7 protein-coding genes and 4 pseudogenes are annotated in these 18,763 nt (G+C 29.0%); 6 read left to right on the top strand and 5 right to left on the bottom strand.

Annotated elements, in window-relative coordinates; translation table 11 throughout:
• The first annotated feature begins 62 nt into the window (after positions 1-62).
• The 4 genes from L3B98_RS04815 to L3B98_RS04830 all read left to right on the top strand — a co-directional run bounded on the left by L3B98_RS04815 (position 63) and on the right by L3B98_RS04830 (position 8,560).
• Positions 63-1,712 (top strand): ATP-binding protein, encoded by a 1,650-nt coding sequence (locus tag L3B98_RS04815; RefSeq protein ID WP_238915812.1) that lies wholly within the window; start codon positions 63-65, stop codon positions 1,710-1,712.
• Between the two features lie 676 nt (positions 1,713-2,388).
• Positions 2,389-2,889 (top strand): hypothetical protein, encoded by a 501-nt coding sequence (locus tag L3B98_RS04820; protein WP_238915813.1) that lies wholly within the window; start codon positions 2,389-2,391, stop codon positions 2,887-2,889.
• 302 nt (positions 2,890-3,191) lie between these two features.
• Positions 3,192-7,841, top strand: a complete 4,650-nt coding sequence (locus L3B98_RS04825; protein WP_238915814.1) for a hypothetical protein — start codon at positions 3,192-3,194, stop codon at positions 7,839-7,841.
• 491 nt (positions 7,842-8,332) lie between these two features.
• The gene (locus L3B98_RS04830; protein WP_238915815.1) at positions 8,333-8,560 is read left to right on the top strand and encodes a hypothetical protein; all 228 of its coding nucleotides are present in this window, start codon (positions 8,333-8,335) and stop codon (positions 8,558-8,560) included.
• A gap of 400 nt (positions 8,561-8,960) precedes the next feature.
• On the opposite strand, the pseudogene L3B98_RS04835 reads toward L3B98_RS04830, so the two are convergent.
• Positions 8,961-9,059, bottom strand: a pseudogene (locus tag L3B98_RS04835) (transposase domain-containing protein); the annotation flags it as partial.
• 132 nt (positions 9,060-9,191) lie between these two features.
• Here L3B98_RS04835 and L3B98_RS29065 point away from each other — a divergent pair.
• Positions 9,192-9,478 (top strand): annotated as a pseudogene (locus L3B98_RS29065) (hypothetical protein); the annotation flags it as partial.
• A 290-nt stretch (positions 9,479-9,768) separates the two neighbouring features.
• Here the strand turns inward: L3B98_RS29065 and L3B98_RS04840 are convergent.
• The 4 genes and pseudogenes from L3B98_RS04840 to tnpA all read right to left on the bottom strand — a co-directional run bounded on the left by L3B98_RS04840 (position 9,769) and on the right by tnpA (position 17,236).
• Positions 9,769-11,748, bottom strand: coding sequence for a radical SAM protein (locus tag L3B98_RS04840; RefSeq protein ID WP_238915816.1), 1,980 nt, complete (start codon positions 11,746-11,748; stop codon positions 9,769-9,771).
• Positions 11,749-11,847: 99 nt separating this feature from the next.
• Positions 11,848-12,969: a hypothetical protein gene (locus L3B98_RS04845; protein WP_238915817.1), complete on the bottom strand. Its 1,122-nt coding sequence runs from the start codon at positions 12,967-12,969 to the stop codon at positions 11,848-11,850.
• Between the two features lie 224 nt (positions 12,970-13,193).
• Positions 13,194-16,346 carry a hypothetical protein gene (locus L3B98_RS04850; RefSeq protein WP_238915818.1) on the bottom strand — a complete coding sequence of 1,051 codons (3,153 nt, stop codon included), beginning with the start codon at positions 16,344-16,346 and terminating at the stop codon, positions 13,194-13,196.
• A gap of 418 nt (positions 16,347-16,764) precedes the next feature.
• Positions 16,765-17,236: pseudogene (tnpA, locus tag L3B98_RS04855) on the bottom strand (IS200/IS605 family transposase).
• A 589-nt stretch (positions 17,237-17,825) separates the two neighbouring features.
• Here tnpA and L3B98_RS04860 point away from each other — a divergent pair.
• Positions 17,826-18,722 (top strand): annotated as a pseudogene (locus L3B98_RS04860) (DEAD/DEAH box helicase); the annotation flags it as partial.
• Positions 18,723-18,763 lie beyond the last annotated feature (41 nt).

Here is an 18,763-nt window from a genome sequence, read left to right on the forward strand (position 1 = left end):
TAAAATGAACAAAATAAAATGTGTGATAACCACACATTTTAAAAATTTTTTGAGGTGATTTGATGCAAGAGTATATACCAGTAGTTAAAGATATATCTTTATATAGAGAGATAGCTAAAAATTTAGTTAATCCGCTAGAACTTCCTAGAGAAGCAATAAGCAATTCAATGGATGCGGAATGCAAAAATATTAATATTGAGGTTTGCAGAAACAGTAAAGGGATTTTTTGTATTGAGATTGAAGATGATGGATGCGGTATGGATAGAGATAATATAAATAGTTTTTTTAATCTTGGGGATTCTAGAAAAGATGTACGGAGTATTGGTGAAAAAGGATTAGGGACTAAAATTTTTTTCAAAAGTAAGCGCATTATCGTAGAAACACAAAGAGAAAATAAGAGACTTAGAGCTGAGATGATTGAACCATGGCAAAAATTAAGTAATAACATGATTCCAAGCTATACCATTGAAGAAATTACAACCCAAACAGGAAGAAATGGAACTATTGTTATAATAGAAGGATATAATATGGATAATCCTGAAAAAACATTTAATTTTGATACCTTAAAAGATTATATCTTATGGTTTACAGCAGGGGGAAGTTTTAAAACTTTATTTGCAACATTTAAGGAGTTAAATAATTATGTTAAAAATATGCAAGTAGCTCCGAGAATATTTATAAATGATAAAATAAACAATATTAAAGAAGAAATTGCAGGAACACATCAGTTCTTTCCGCCACAAGAGAACCCTCCTATGGATATTAATGAGAAAGTATATAAACGTTCAGTAAATTATTGTAGACATTTTGGACCATATCATCGAAGTACTAATATTAATGGAGAATATGTGTCTTTTCAAATGTATGGCACAGTATCAGGCTATAATTGTAGAAGAAGTGTATGTAAATTAAAACCTAATGAAAGATTAAAAGGAAGATTTGGATTATATCTAGCAAAAGATTTTATTGCATTTAGTAAAAAATCTAATTTGATATCTGATCCTAATTATCATCATTTTCATATTCTTGTTAATTCACAGAACTTTGAATTAACTGCGGATAGAAATAATATAAGTAACGAAGATGATCCTAAAATAAAATGGGTACTTGATTCTGTTAAGAAGATAATAAGTGATGATATAATGCCTATAACTGAAAATGTATATTTTAAAATGAGGAGAGAAGAAGAAGAATTAAGTTATATTATTGAAAAAAATTTATTACTAAATAATAGGTTAAAACAATTTGTAGAATTAAGAGATTTAAATATAGATGGAATTCCAATAGTAAAAGTTCCTGATAATGAAGCACAAGCTATAATATTATTAACAGCAATATTAAGCAACGATAAATATAAGAAAAATATTAATGGAATAGAGAGTATTGCTCATTATTCTCATCAATCAACTACTGATTTAATTTGTTTAGATAGCAAAGGAAAAGCTAAATTAGTAGAGGTAGAATATTTATTGAGCAATATATTTAAGCATGAACATCCATATAAAACATTTGATTATATTATATGTTGGAAAATAGATATGGAAGTAAATGAACGTAGGAAACTTGTAGATGGAGTTGAATTGAAATTAATTAAAGACAATAATCTATGGTACTTAAAATATGGGGTAGAAAAGATTATACCTATTATTGTTTTATTTGATGTTGTAAAGGAGATAGAGAAGAAAGATTTAGAAATTCAATGCATTATTTAAATTTATAATAACAACAATGATTATTTTGTTATTATAAAGCATATTGAAATTAAATATAAAGCTGTTAATATCCTATCGTCATTATAGTTTATGAAGTTTGTTAATAAAGTTAATTAAATACTTCATACAATTTCTATGTTATGATGATAGGTCTTATTTAAATTGTTTCAAGAAACTTATTAATTATAAGACATGGGATTTAAAGATAAATGCATTCATTTATGATATATAGAAACAGGAATTAGATATTAGGCATCAATAAGTATATATAAATACATTTAATACATATATTTTATTCATTATGATTAGGTGGTATAATTTACAATATAATGAAGTTTATCAGAAAAAATAAGGAGTATTAAAGGTAATATTGATATCTTTTTAAGATATTAAATCTTATAAAAAAGCATGAAAAATATAATTTCAAGAGATAATTCAAATATTATAGAAGAAATGTTTAATGCAAAGTAAAGAATATATAATAGCTCAAGTAAATGAAATATTGGAAAATCATACTGTATATATGAATCTTCCACAATGAACTAGAGAAAATGTAGCTCTCTTATTATACCAAATTTTAGCAAATAGTGATATGATATAGAAATTTTAAAGTTAGTAATTTAGAAAAAGTATATAACAATGCTTTGAATTAAGAAAAATTAATAGGAGGACGAGAATGGAAGGGTATTTAAAAAAAGCAGGAGAAGAGTTAATTAAAAAATTAAATTTGTTTAAGATAGTGCAAGTTATATTTGTTATAGAATTATATTATTTAGCATTCAATTCACTTTTGAATTTACTAATAAAGATTAATATATTTATACCTGTAGAAATATGCAAGTATAATACTATGATTCTTGATTATTTTCAACAGTATAAAGGATTTGTAGGATTATTAGCATTTGGATTGTTTATATACGGATTAACATTTGAATTACTCAATTTTACTCCAATACTAAAAAATTATGAGGTGATACTTATCTATGGAGATTTAGGGATATTTATTGGTGGGTGGTTGATTTTAATATGTATAACATATAAGGCATATTCATTTTTAAATGTATGGTTCATATTATATGTTCCGTTATTATGCATTACTTTAAATACAATAAAAAAAATATTAAAGTATATAAATGATAATGTAGAATGGATTGACATTCCTATGATAGATTCATAAGATTTTATGAAACACACTTGTGCTATAAAAAAGAGAAAATTTAATTTAAAAGATTGTGATTATGTCTATAATGGGAAGTTTATTTGCATAGAGCTAAAAAGTATTTAAGGATGGTTTAGGATAATGAATAGTTAACCTTATTATAAATGGCGTATAGTATATATAAAATATTAATTTGTTAAAGTAATAAAGTTTTTATTTCCTTTAACTTCTGGAATTATAATAATCTCTTTAGATTATTGTAGGTGGATGAAAAGGAAATGAATTAAGAATAATAAGTAATAAAAAGAGGAGGAATCTTAATGGCACTTGAAGCAGGCGGAAGGGCGGATAAGCTGGGAAATCGTCATGAAGGCAGATGGCTAGTCAAGCAGTTTTTGCGGTTATTAAGAGAGGAGCTAGAGTCTGTAACTATAGAATCTATTGGCGATGATGAGCATGGTGTTGATATTTGGATACATTATAAGGGTGGAGTTAGGCAGGCTCAACAATGTAAAGCAAGAAACGGAAGTAATGAACATTGGACCATCGGAGATTTAAAGCAGAAAGACATTTTGAGAAATATGAAGTTTCAATTAAATAGAGATAAAAGTCATGAATTTATGCTTGTTTCCGGAGTAGGCTTTACTAAGTTAGCAGATGTATGTGAAAGTGCGCGTATGTCGGATGGCAACTCAGAGAATTTCTATAAATATCAGATTATTGAGAAAGGTCAGTCAAGAATAAAGATTTATAGGGAATTTTGTGTTGCTATAGATTTGGATCAGGAAAAAGAAGAAAACAGAGCTGAGGTTTTTGATTATCTTAGACGGCTGAAAATAACTGTATATTTAGGTGATTATGAAAGTAAACAAGATTTATTAACGGAAATCAGTATTTTGTTTGCCGGAGATACAGAGTTTATTTATAATACATTGATAAATTATGCTGAGGAAAATGACAGGCTCGGCAACCCAATTCATTGTGATGATTTATATAATTTTCTAATGAAAAATGGAGCGATACCCAAGTATTTGACTAGAGATACAAGAATATTTCCAATAATACAGAAACTTAGAACTGAGTTTAAAGAATCAATCTTTCAAAATTTAATAAATAAGAGCATTATCTCTAGAAGTGAAACGGATGAATGTTTTAATGCATTGCAAAAAAGTGGATTAGTTATACTACACGGAAATGCGGGGATGGGTAAAAGCGGAGTATTGCTGGAGCTAATGGAGAGATTAGAAATAGAAGGAATATCATATCTGCCACTAAGGGTAGATAGAAAGATTCCCAAAAACTCCACGTTACAATATGGTAAAAGTATGGATTTACCCGATTCACCGGTCCAGTGCATAAATGCAATTTCCGGTACAAACCCATGTATTTTAATAATTGATCAACTTGACGCAGTGCGGTGGACTAGCAATCATTCGCTTGACGCTATGGATGTTTGTAAGGCATTAATTAGGGAAGTATTATCATTAAGAAGAATAGATAAAGATATTAAAGTTCTGATAGCTTGTCGTACTTTTGATTTAAATCATGACCCTGAGATAAAAAATTGGTTAACCGTTCAAAGTAAAGATAATGAACAAGTCTGGAAAAGGATAGAAGTTAATAGATTATCAGCAGAAAATGTTATGTCAGTAATAGGCGATGTTTTTAATAACATGGCATTTGAACAAAAGGTATTATTATCAATTCCACAAAATCTTGCTATGTGGTGCGAGTTAAGTAAAGAAAATATGGATGCTACCTTTACTACATCTATTGATTTATTAAGGCAATTTTGGAACAAAAAAATTAAGGACATTGAAAATGAAGCTATAAATTTTAGTGATTTTAAAAGTACTTTAGATAGATTTATTACATATTGTGAAAAAAATGGAACAATATCTATACCGTCAAGTTATGTAAGGGCGTTTTCTGACAAAGTGATTGCTGCTCTTCAATCAAATGGAATAACACAGCAGCAGGATAATATTATTAGTTTTTGTCATCAGAGTTATTTGGATTTTCTTATAGCTGAGAAGGTTGTGAATGAAATAGCTGAAGGAGGAGACATACTTACTTGGATTGGAAATAAGGAAAAACAGACGCTTTTTAGACGAGAACAGCTCCGTCAAGCTTTGAACTTATTATTTGAGGAATCTCCAAACAAATTTATCAAGATAGTTAAAGATATTCTTTTCTCCGAAAAAGTCAGGTTCAACTTTAAACATTTAGCATTAGAAGTCCTGGGCCAAAGTACCAAGCCTAATAGAGGCCTGGAGAATATTATTATAATTCTTCTTGGTAATCTTCACTGGAAGCAGCATGTAATAAATACAACTATCATCAATAATGAATTTTTTGTCAGACTTTTAGTTAAAAACAATATAATAGATGATTGGTTGAATTCGAAAGACAAAGAGGAAGTAAATCAAGGCATGAATATTCTGCAATCTGTTTGCATAAAGATGCCTGATGAGGTTGCTGAATTGTTAAAACCACATATAGATAAAAGTCCGGAGTGGAATAGAGCAATAAATGGTGTTATAGGAATGGAAATAGAAAGAGATTCTGAATCTTTATTTAAAATGAGAATCGATTTAATGGAAAAAGGAGAATATCCATATTTAATTAACTGGAAAAACGTTTGTTCAAAGACACCAATCAGAGCATTAATACTCCTACAATCAGCATTAAAACTTTTAAATGACAATGAAATTGATGATATTAATAAAGAGAATCAGAGAAATAGACTATACAAGTGGTATGATATGGATTTGGAAGCACTGCTAATGGTAGCCGATAATGAACCACTTTCTTCATGGAATATGTTGATAGATGAGTATGTAAAATTAGCTGTACATGAATTGGATGAATCTTATTGGAATTATCACCTGCTTTATGAGAATTATGAGCATGGTCAAATACAAATAGAAAAGGGAATAATGAAACTACTTATTAAAGCAGGAATGGATTTGGTTCAGAATAGTCCCAAAACTCTTATAGATAAAATTAATCAAATTAAGTCATATAATTCATCAACGTTGAATGCGATGATAGCAAAAATATTATCAGGTATTTCTAAAGAATATGCTGATACTGCAATTGGCTGGTTGCTAGAGGATATTACAAGACTTGAAGTAGGTAATAGTATAGGTGGTCCTCACTACCTATTAGCAAGCGAAATAATTCTAAACCAAAGTCCTTATTGTTCTACAGATATATTTACAATGATTGAAGATAAAATATTGCGGTACCATGAGATTAATGAAATTGAAAATGCCAAATATTATTTAGGAATCAGGAAACAGGGATATTACTACCACTATTGGGGTAGGGCCCAGTATCTGCTTTTATCATGCTTAGATCAGGAAAGAATGAGTAAGAAATCCTTGGCGTTATTGAGCGTATTAAAAAGAAGATACGTAGGTTACACTAGAGAGGATATTATGGGAGTTAGAGATTTTCATACACATTGGATTGGTTCTACACTAGATAAAAATCTCCTAAAGATAAGTGAAAAAGCATGGATTGATATAATAAAAAATAAGAATATTTCTTTTGATCATTCGGGGAAGACAAAACGCATTGATAAAGAACATAATGCTGAATCATCAGTATGGCAATTTTCGAAGAGTTTGTGCACTGTTGCAAAGTATTATCCAGAAAGATTCGCAAAATTATTGTTAAATTTTCCACAAGAAACTCATCCTCCATATATCTCTGCTATATTTGATGCTTTAAGGTTAGTTAAAGTAGAGGATAACTTTCCTGAAGAAATTAAAAGAAGTTGGCAGCCAGCATCAATAGAAACTATAATAACTATTTTAAATAAGTTTAAATGTTTAAATGATCGCAGCATTGCAATTTCATTTTGTAGGCTGATTAATGATAGGTCAGAAGAAACATGGCCAGTGGAAATAATAGATAGATTATTATCGTTGGCAATGAATTTTCCTGATCCACAAAATGGACAACTTAATGTATGGGATGCTAAGTGGGATAAAAATATGGATAGTGCAACAATACACACTCTCTTTGATAATACAATTAATTGTGTTAAAGGGATAGCAGCAGAGGCAATTGGAAGATTATTATGGAATAATAAGAATCTGATTGATAAGGTAACTCCCGCAATTGAGACACTTATTCAAGATTCTCATCCGGTTGTTAGAATGGCATCAGTGTTTGCACTTATGCCAATTATAAACATTAATATAGATAAGGCAGTTGAATGGTTCAATATTGCGACGAAAGATGATTTGAGGATACCGGGATCTTATTATTCTATAAAGTTTATTAATTACACTATAAAAACTCATACAGAAATAATTTCATCTATAATAGGCAAAATGCTTTTATCATCAAATGAAGAAATTTTGGAAAAAGCATCAGAAATGATTTCAGCATATAATATTTTTTATGGAATATTTGATGAAGATTTAGAGAAATGTTGTAATGGAACTGTAAGCCAAAAAAAAGCAGTAATATTAGCTGCATCTCATTTGATAACTAAACCTGATTATGCTGCAAAATGTAGAGAAATAATAGAAAGATTCATAGATGATGATAATGAAGAAGTAAGAAAACAAACTGGATTTGCTTTTGATAGAGATATCATCGAAGTTAAAGATAATATACAGTTTGTGAAGAAATATATTTCATCCAAAGCTTTTTTAGATGATACAAGGTTATTGTATATATTGCAGGACTATAAGGATAATTTACTGGATTTTTCTGATATAATTTTCAGCATATGTGATGCCTTTTCAAATATGAATAATAAGGAACTGAAAGTAAGCACTTATAGGTTAAATTATAGAGTTGAAGAAGTATCGGAATTATTATTAAGACTTTATGATCAATCTTTTGACTATGATGATAGAATTTTCGATAAATGCCTTGATGCATGGGATGATATGTTTGAAAGTGGAATTTTACACATAAGGAATTTGACAACAGGGATAGACAGCTAATCAATGAGAATCATATTTTAGGGTTAGAATTTTTGTATCCATTTAAATAAAAGTTATAATTGTAAGAACATATTAGAAAATTTTAATATGTTCTTTTTATAAAAAAGCTCTACATTATAGTCGTTACAGAATCATATTATAAATAAAATACAACGTCCTATTATCTATATATCCATTAGGCTAATAACAAGAAGTTAAAGTATATAAAGGTTTTATTTAAAAAGTGTAGTTAATGTAAATAACTGCGAAGTAAAGATTATTCATAGCAAATTATACGAAGTTAGGCAGAAAAAAACTCAAACCTTTGATTTGGGATTGAGTTTAAATTTACAGAAGTACTCCTAACTTTTGATAATTACAATAATGTGTAGGAGAGTTGCAGCATTAAATAGAAGGAGAATTTTTTATGGAAATACACAATCATAATCTGAATATTCATTACTCATCACCAGAGGGTATATGGGATAAGTTAGCATGAACTATATACTGAGATGCCGGGGTGGAGTGGTTTTATTTATGGAATTCCTCATTGGTATGCACAAGATAATGACAAAAGAATAATTAATGCTTCAGTTGAACCTAGTGGTTTGCAATTTTATGCTGAAATGCAGCAAGAAGAATGGAATATGTGGTTTGAAATGTTTAAGAAGGAAGCTTCAGCAGTATTAGGTTTTGAAATAGGAAAACCAGAAGCTGGGTTTGAGTTTCATAATCTATAGAATCAAATTCCCATTATCTATATAATACAAACAAAATTAGAATAAAGGTATTAAAAGTATACATAAAGTGGCTTGTAAACACTAGTTTTTTGTTACTCTATCTGAGCAAAGCTATTAGAGTTAAATATGAAATATGATTCGTGATTAGTATGTTATATATGGATTTCCCAAACAATAATTGTAGACACAAGATATTAAGTAATCTCCTGTGTTTTTTGTTTATAAGTTTGCATATATGCTCAATGCGTAAACGCCAGATCAGGCGTACTGGATAGAAATATAGCCGCCATTTTTGCGGCAAATTGAATTATTTATTTTATTTTTTACATTCAATTGGAAGTTTTTCAGACCAAGTGAGACGCTTTTCTAAGAAATCAAGATTAGTATATTCCATATGCTTCGGAATTTCTGTAAGAACAAACTCAAAATAATTGTATGGATTTAAGTTATTTGCTTTTCTTGTTTCTGCAATGTTATAAATTATGGCACTAGCTTTAGCATCATCTATAGTGTCAATCAAATGTTAGTTATGTTTTCCTATGTAGAAACCACAAATACTATCTACGACATGTTATCCTTATATGAAGATAACATGCCCGAAACAGTATACGACCTTTTACTATGGGAAGGAAAAAATTGGCTTTTTAGTGCAAGTCCCAAAGGAGCTGAAGCCAACGCAGTAGTTTATAGTATGGTTGAAACAGCCAAGGCTAACGGTTTGAAACCGTATAGTTATAGTTACCTTGAATTTGGTTTGAAAATTTGCCCGGTGTCCAATTTGAAGCACATCCTGAATTTCGGGAAGAATATCTTCTCTGGGGCACATGTAGGTTCAGGTTTCTTGCAAAAAGAATTAATAAGACAGGAATTGCCACTCTACTGAATGGCAATTTATATTTTTACACTAACATCATGTAGTTTTCATGATATTGAAGTTGATGAAGGTGATTATTGGAATAAATATACACGCAAAATTTATAAATGATTTTGATACTAAAATGGTTAATTTCTATTTTATTTTTGACTAATTTCCCATCGGTCGTTAAATTTCGTGCTAGAAACTTATCTAAAGTCTTGTTATAAAGATATACTATAATTCATAAGAGTGCATTCGTGCTCTATTTTGGTGAGTGGAAGGCGGAAAAAAAGCAGAAGTTTTACTTGATAACACCAAAATATTCATATAAGAAGAACTATTTTTCAGTAATTTATTTATTGTATACAAAAGATAAACCTCTTGCAGCATTTGATGATATACGATTTCCATTATATTGTATCGTAATCTTATTATTGCTGAAAAAAGAATTATTAGAAAGTCTAAGAATTCCCGTTTTAAGTTCTGCTATGCCATGTAATGAACTCCACTCTAATGGCCAACTTAACATTTCTTCTAGCCAATCCACTTCATTTTTCATGCCATTTTCTCTACCTAAAATTAACTTTGTATTGACTAATTTATTACTTTTTTCACAATGCAAAGTGCATGGTAAATATCCAAGTAAATCTATTCCTAATGGTCGGAAAAATATATTTAAAATTTGGTTATATTGAATTTGATTTTCACTTATATAATTGTCTAATGGTGCTGTCAAATCTATTACTGAAGTATAATCATTATTATATTTGTCTTGAAGATTTTTAAGGCAACAATAAGAAGCACCTAACAATTTATAAATTAAGTTATAATCTTCATTATTTAAACTTTTATGAAATGTCTCTAGGTCAAGAGACTTACCAACAATTACCCTTTCAAATATATCTTCTTTCCTTCTAGGAAGTAACTTTAGATGAACTTTATGTTTGGCTGCATATTCATGAAATTCAAATAGTCTATCTGTTGGTACTCGAATTAATGAAATTGGAACAACACCGTTTGAAACAGATAATATTCCTATTCTTGCCAAAGCTATACGTATATTGAAAATTCGTGACTTCCAATATAGATATTGTTTTTCTCCTACAAAACTATATTCAACGAAGCTTGGGATTTTAAATATTTTTTCTTTTGAATATTCAATAGAACTTTCGATGTTTGATGGCATACTTAAACATATGCTTTCTAATGTGGTTTGAATTCCCTTTTCCCAATAAGATAATAACTTTTTCTCTATATAATAACGTGTTGGTTCTTCAGTTATTGTATGCTCTCCATTCTTTAAAAGCGTATTCTCTAGATGAGAAAATAGTTCTTTCAATACATTACAAAGCTCTGATTTATTTCTCCAATCACCATTTAGTGCAGTTCCAGGACATTGACCTTTACATATTATAAAGAAACGACACCCCATACACCCCCCATATTCTTGAGGTGTATTATATAAAGCTATATACCGTTGAAATCCTTCTTTATTGGCTTTAATAAAATCAACACCATCTTTGTTAGTTCTTCCACAATTATACATAAATATACTGTCATCAATTCCTTTTACTGATTGTGTTGCATATGGATCACAACAATGCCAAACACAAGATGTACTTCTATCTTTACCTAATAATTCATTCTTTATCTCATCTATAATATCGATATTAATATATTTTAGCTCTTCTTGTAATTCTATAAATTTAAGTAAAGCAGATATATTTTCTTCATCACTAAGACTATATTGTTGACGAATAGATTCAGATTCAATCTCAAGTAGGTGAAGTCGCATAGTTAAAATTTGTAATTTATCTAATTCACGAATCCAATTTATGAGTTGATCTAATCTCTCTTTTGATGCATTGAGTTTATGTAGTGTAATAATTAATCCAGGAGGTCGATGCTCATAACATAAACGCTTTATGTTATTAATTGTTTTCTTAGTATTCTCTCTTGTTGTCTTTATACTATTTTGCCATCTTAAATCATTTAGCTCATCAGGGCCATCAATAGATATTCCTACATCAACATTATATCTATTAAAAAGTTCTATATGTCTATCATTAATAAGAATTCCATTAGTTTGAATCTGATTTCGTCCAAATTTTTTTAAACCTATTTCAAATAATGTTTCTAAATCTGAAATTGGCATAAGTAAAGGTTCTCCACCAAATAAAACAAAAGGCTCTCCTTCTCTTTCAATAGACTTTATAATTTTCTCAATATCATATGTTTTTTTTATAGTTTTAGACTTTCGTTGGCTATTCTCATAGCAGTATTTACAATTCAAATTACATTCAACACCTAATGCTTTTATTTCGACTGACATAATAACCTCCATTTCAATACAGTTATTCCAATAATAATTCTTGTTATTTTTTGACGTTAATATAATAGGATAGATTTTTTATATACATTTATATTAGAATCAACTGTTAGTATCAATAGGTAATTGAGTATCTGTATGAGATCTGGCAACATCATGATGAGGGCCATAGTCAACATACATATGAGAACCTGATATATTGTCAGCAATTCCTCGGTGAGGATAAAATATATCTACATGTTCATTGACAATATCTAGATGAACTCCTGATACTTTCTTTATAACAACATTGATATCTTCAATTGAAATATTTATTTTTTGAAGTTCTTTTATAATATCATTTTCATTTACATTAGCTCCTTTTAGTGCTTTTATCATATCTTCTGTATCATATACCAAAATATCTTTTGTTTTGTTTATGATATCACTTGGTGAAAGTTGATGAATTCCAGCCAATATACTTCCAATATGTTCCGGTGATTGATCAACGTCTTTAAGCATGCCATCTTTAAGCATAGATAACCAATAATCCGAATTCTTTAAAGTCAGAATAAGAATATTGTTCATATTTTCCCATAGAATATCCGATATGTTCAACAATGCTTTTTCTTTAGCTGTCAAATCAATTGAAGGTATAGTACAATGAATACCAAAAAAATCAAATGTCCCTTCACAAAGAACTTGGGAAGTTCCATTTTTGAAAGTCATATGTAGAGCTAAATTCACCAAAACTTTTACATCTGTTTTTCCAAGAGAACCTGCATCTAAGTGCCTATTTATCCCAATTGCAAAATCTCCATTTCCAATAAAATTTGAACTATTATCTAAACTGCACTCTAATTCTATTTTTTCAATAAAAGGTGAAACTGATGCATTAAAAGAAATAGAATTAGATTTTATATAGATATATGTGTTTAATATATCTAAACCAAGCAAATGAATATTTCCATTTAACAGAAAATGAGGTTCTCGTAACATACTTTCAGTTTCCATTGGTTGAGAAAATGTAGAAAAAGAAAGTTTAGGACCGTTACTATCTTTTCCAGTGATAGAGAAAAAATCAGGCTTAGAAATTATAATAGGGCCAATTTCTGTTTGCATTTTATTTTTATTAGCTTTTTCTATAAGTGCTTCTATTTCATCATCTGATTGCCATTTATTATGTCCAAATAATCTCAGAATAACTTTTAACTCAATTGGTATCTTAACAATCGCTTTAAGCATTTATCAATATTCCTTTCATCAAATATTTAATTATGGATAAATTCTTATAGATAATTGACTCTAAACATTAACTCATTTTTAATCCAATTTACTATTTAAAATAAATTGATATTATATTCATAATGGCAAATTAAATAAATTAAGTTATACTGTTAACTATCTATAATAAGAAATAATTAAACAAATCTTTGTATACTAAATTCTAATAACTAAAATGTACATTATTAACTCTTACTATCAACATGTACCTTATTATCTGTATGTGGTGGTATGACTTCATCTTTATGTGGTGTTGTTATATTTACTCTAGGAGTAACAACCATATCGGTATAATTAGTAACGTTTGTATGAGGTACAACTGTAATATCAGTATGAAAGCCAAGTCTGCGAGTGTCAGTATGCTGTCTTGGGGTATCAAGATGATCTCGCCTGTCTATTCTCTTTTCTGGAGTATCAAGATGATTTTCAGGTACATCTACATGTGGGCCAGATGGAATATCAATGTGACTAACAGTAATATCTACATGTACATCTGAAAATACATTCTTTATGACAGAATTAATATCCTCTATTGAAATATTTATTGCTTGAAGTTCTTTTATAATATCATTTGCATTTATACCAGCGCCTTTTAGTGCTCTTGTCATGTCATCTGTACCATATCCTAAAATATTCTTTGTTTTATTCAAAATATCATTTGGTGAAAGTTGATGAACTTCAGCTAATATACTTCCAATATGTTCTGGTAACAACTCAACTTCTTTAAGTATGCCTTCTTTAAGCATAGATAACCAATAATCTGCATGCTTTAAAAGCATCATTATAATATTATTCATACTTTCCCATAAAACATCTGATATGTTCAACAATGCTTTTTCATTAGCTGTCAAATCAATTGAAGGTATAGTACAATGAATGCCAAAAAAATCAAATGTTCCGTCACAAAGAACTTGGGAAGTTCCATTTTGGAAAGTCATATGTAGTGCTAAATTCACCAAAACTTTTACATCTGTTTTTCCAAGAGAACCTGCATCCAAGTGCCTATTTATCCCAATTGTAAAATTTCCATTTCCAATAAAATTTGAACTATTATCTAAACTGCACTCTAATTCTATTTTTTCAATAAAAGGTGAAACTGATGCATTAAAAGAAATAGAATTAGATTTTATATAGATATATGTGTTTAATATATCTACACCAAGCAAATGAATATTTCCATTTAACAGAAAATGAGGTTCTTGTAACATACTTTCAGTTTCCAATGGTTGAGAAAATGTAGAAAAAGAAAGTTTAGGTCCGCTGTTATCTTTTCCAGTGATAGAGAAAAAATCAGGCTTAAAAATTGTAATAGGATCAATTTCTGTTTTGGCAGATATGCCTTTGTTAATTTCTGCAACTATTCTAAGTTGTGCTTTAAAAAATAAATGATTTATTTTCCCCTCCATATGAAACCCTTGAGGAAATTTTAATGAACCTATAAATGTATCTTGAGGTGCACAATAAATCTGAGGTTGAACCTCTACATTAATATGATTGCTTTTTAATAATAAAGAATAATGTGTCATAGTTACTAAATTTGTTAGAGTCCATCTAGAATCTTTATCAACTTCAACTAACAAAACTTCATTATTGGCTTTGGGAAAATCTAATTTACCATATTCCCAAAATGCAGATGAAATACCTTCATAATTTCTACTTCTAAGCATCTCTGAAGCACTAATTGGCATTTCAAAAGCATTTATTCCACTTAAACCAATGGAACCTAAAATTTCGCCCATAGGCATAGGAAGAAACTCTCCAGTGAATAATTTTACCAAATCATTTAATGTTAGACTGTTTATAGATCCTGCTATCATACTTTGACTTGGATCAGTTGAATTAAAAAATAATGCAATTGAACTATCAAGATTTTCTATATTTATATTTCCGTAAAATCCAAAACTAGGAATACCAATATTGTTTAATCCAATTATTAAAGATAGATTATTAAGTTTAATTGGTAGTGGATTAAAATTAATACTTCCATTGAACGTTCCAGAAATTAATACTCCAGTTGGAAACACACTTGCTATAACATTAACTTGAATTAGTTGACTTTGAATTATAGTATTAACCTTTGCTTCAAGAAATACATCTATATTATTACTTCTAAACAATGCCCCTAATTCACCTTCTATTGTAGTACCAGCTTGAATTTCGGTAAAAAATGGAATAAATAATTTTGAATCAGCTGTTGGATCAGGCAAACTAACAGCTACCGTAAAAATATTCTCTGTACTTTTTATTACATTAAAATAATTAACCAAAAGATTTAACGCCTCATTTTTAATAATGGCAGAAGGAATAAGTATAGATAACCCCTCATCTAAAACCTGTTTTGCTATTGGAAAATTAAAATCTTTATATTCAAAGAAATCTGCTATTTCATGCGCTTCTTTTGACAATGATTCCAATTGTACTTCATCGGATAATATGCACATTGACATTTTGTTGACATTCACAATAGATTCTAGTGATTCAAGAGTTTCAAGTCCTGGTATCTTCGAAAGATTTGATAAGTTAATATCAAAAATCAATGAATAGTGCCATTTTTCTTTATAGAAAATAGAGAAAATGATAACTCCTAAACCTTCTATATTTGCTATTGAATTAAAACTAGGCTTACCATTAATAAATTTAATTATTGCTTCAGATGGTGGTAACATTAATTTTGATGAATAGTTCCATTTTAAAGTATTTCCATAAATGCTTTCAAATAACTTGAGAAAATTAACTCTAGGATACTCAAGTTGTAATATAAAATCTCCTGGAAGTTTATAAGACAAATTTAAAACTAAATCTTCATCTAGTTGTATTTCTCCATCTAATTGACCTTCAAAACCTTTAGAAGTTTTAATTAGTTTTAACTTAATATTACTTATAACCAAAGGTGCTGAACCCAGTTCTATTGTCCATACAGTTTTATCGTTCATTTTAGCATTTAAAATAAAATCACTTTCAGTATCTTTATAAAACTTTAATGTACTAGCATATAATTCTGGAATCTCATTCATATTAGGAAAAATATGATTAATAATTTTATTTAAAGATAAAATTGATTGAGATTCAGGAATGAGTTCTAATGTGCAACTTAATTTTTTTGAGGAATTTTCACTTAAAGTTAATTCAACAGGAATTAAAGTATCCAAAAAAAATATATTTCCTTTTATGACCTCAGCAATATCACTTTTTATTTCTTCAGCTTTTTCAATAACAATAGGATCATTATTAAAAAATTCAAAAAAATCTTTTAATAGATTATCTGGTAATGTATTTTCATTAAGAATTAATTTACCTTCACTAATATTTAGGTATTTTTTTAATGTTTCAATACTCATCACTATCACCTCATTAGTATCTTTTCTTTTTACATTATTTTTTATACATAAATACAATTTCTTACTAAAATAGTTTTCATAGAATAATAATGGAAAATTAAATGTGACGTGACCGCCCAATAAGAAAGTGGAAAAGTTTGAGACAATTTTCTAAAATAAGTTTTCAAGTTTTTAAAGTTAACTTGAAAATGGTCAAGAAAAGTGAAATGGCATCTTCTTTATTATATTTAGTTAGTTCCGCTTCTTATCCATATGGTCAAGATACCACATTTAGATGCAAGAAATAATAGAAAGCAGGACCACCCGTAAAACGGGTGGTTTGCTCTGCGCCTGTAAGGCTTTGTTACTGGCTGTGCTACTCGCACATTGAACGGTTTGCCAACCGCATACCTTTACAAACTGGCACCTAAAAGGTGCTTTATTTTTTGTTTCCGTTTACCGGCTCACCCGTAAACGGGTCAATATATTCCTTTAAACTTAATTGTTCATATGCTATATCTTCTTGTATTTGATTTTTTATATATTCTTCTATAACCTTTTTATTTCTTCCCACAGTATCAATGTGGTATACTTTACACCAAAATTGTCTGTTGCCATACTTGTACTTCAAATTTGCATGTCTATCAAAAATCATCAATGAACTTTTGCCTTTTAAGTATCCCATAAACTGTGATACACTTAATTTTGGTGGCATACTAACAAGCATATGTATGATCCTTACATGCATTCGCTTCGATAATTTCTACTTTTTTATATTCACATAGTTCCCTTAAAATTCTTCCAATATCCACTTTTATTTTTCCATATATTATTTGCCTCCTGTACTTCGGTGCAAAAACTATGTGATATTTACAATTCCATTTACTATGTGCTAAACTACTATTGTCCATTGCGGACACACCTCATTGTTTTATAGTATTGGTCAGCAAACCTACTATAATTTTACAATGGAGGCTTTTTATTTTCTACTCACCGCTGAAAGCTCTTTAGAACCACCCGCGTAGCAGGTGGTATTCACAATACAGAAAGACTATTTCTAAGATTTGTGGAAAACCTTAGAAATACAGCACTTTTATGTGGATAACTATGCTATAAAATCTGCGATGGTGTGTACGGTTTTATAGCTTTTTTTCTGTTCAATAGAAATACCTTCTATGCTTGTATAGATTATCTCAAAAATTCAAACTAGCTTCGAGGTACGTATGGCTTGGTGTTTACCTCGATGCAGCAGATCGTATCGAAAACAAAACGTTATTTCAAAGTATCAAACTATAAATAATGTATATGATTTTAATAAATAAAAATTTAGTGGTTAGCAATAGCATAAAATAAGTTGCTTTCACTTAAATTTAAAAAATCTATTTTTAAATTTAAGTATATTAACTTTTCTTTAGCATTGATCAATCAATGTAATGCAAATTATCGCTATTACTAGAAATTTTGTTAATGACATAACAATAAAATAATGATACGACTGGAAATAACTTGACTGAGCTTTGGTCTATATTTGATTTTGTAATGCCTGGATACTTATATTCTAAGGAAGTATTTCAAGAAAAATTTATTTCAAAAGGAGAAGAGAATTTAGAAAGTCTTAAACTTTTAATAAAACCATTTATTTTGAGAAGGACTAAAAATGAAGTAATGAAGGAACTGCCAGATAAGGTAGAAAAGAAGCTTTTAGTTGAAATGACGGCAGCTCAAAAAGGTTTATATAGTAATTATATCAAAAGAGTAAAGGCAAAAATGAAGGATAATAATGATAAAAGAATTGAGATTCTTTCATATTTAACTAAACTTAGGCAGATATGTTTAGATCCTTCACTTATATTAGAGGATTATGATGGTGGAAGTGGAAAATTAGAATTGGCCGTTGAACTTATAAAAGAACATATTGAGACTGGGAATAAAGTGCTTTTATTTTCACAGTTTACTTCAGCTTTAGATAAAATTGGAGAACGCTTAAATAAAGAAGAAATTGATTTTTTTCATTTACAGGGAAAGACAAAGCCAAAGGATAGAATTAAACTAGTTAAGGAATTTAACAATAGTGAAGCTGTTAAAGTGTTTTTAATTTCTTTAAAAGCTGGAGGTACTGGACTTAATTTAACTTCAGCAAATCTTGTTATACATTTTGATCCGTGGTGGAATCCAGCAGTTGAAGATCAAGCAACGGATAGAGCTCATAGAATTGGCCAAGAAAAGGAAGTAGAAGTAATTAGATTAGTTGCCAAAGGTACAATAGAAGAAAAAATTATTTTGCTTCAGGAAGATAAGAAAGAGCTTATTAATGATATTTTGACTGGAGGGCTTCAAAACAGCAGCTTACTTAGTAGTCTGTCAAAGGATGATTTAATGCAGTTGTTTGATAGATAGTAAATAGTACAATATATATAAATTTGATTTTACTTTAATTA

The sequence above is a fragment of the Clostridium sp. YIM B02555 genome (assembly GCF_022320955.1).
Classification (GTDB): Bacteria; Bacillota; Clostridia; order Clostridiales; family Clostridiaceae; genus Clostridium; species Clostridium saccharoperbutylacetonicum.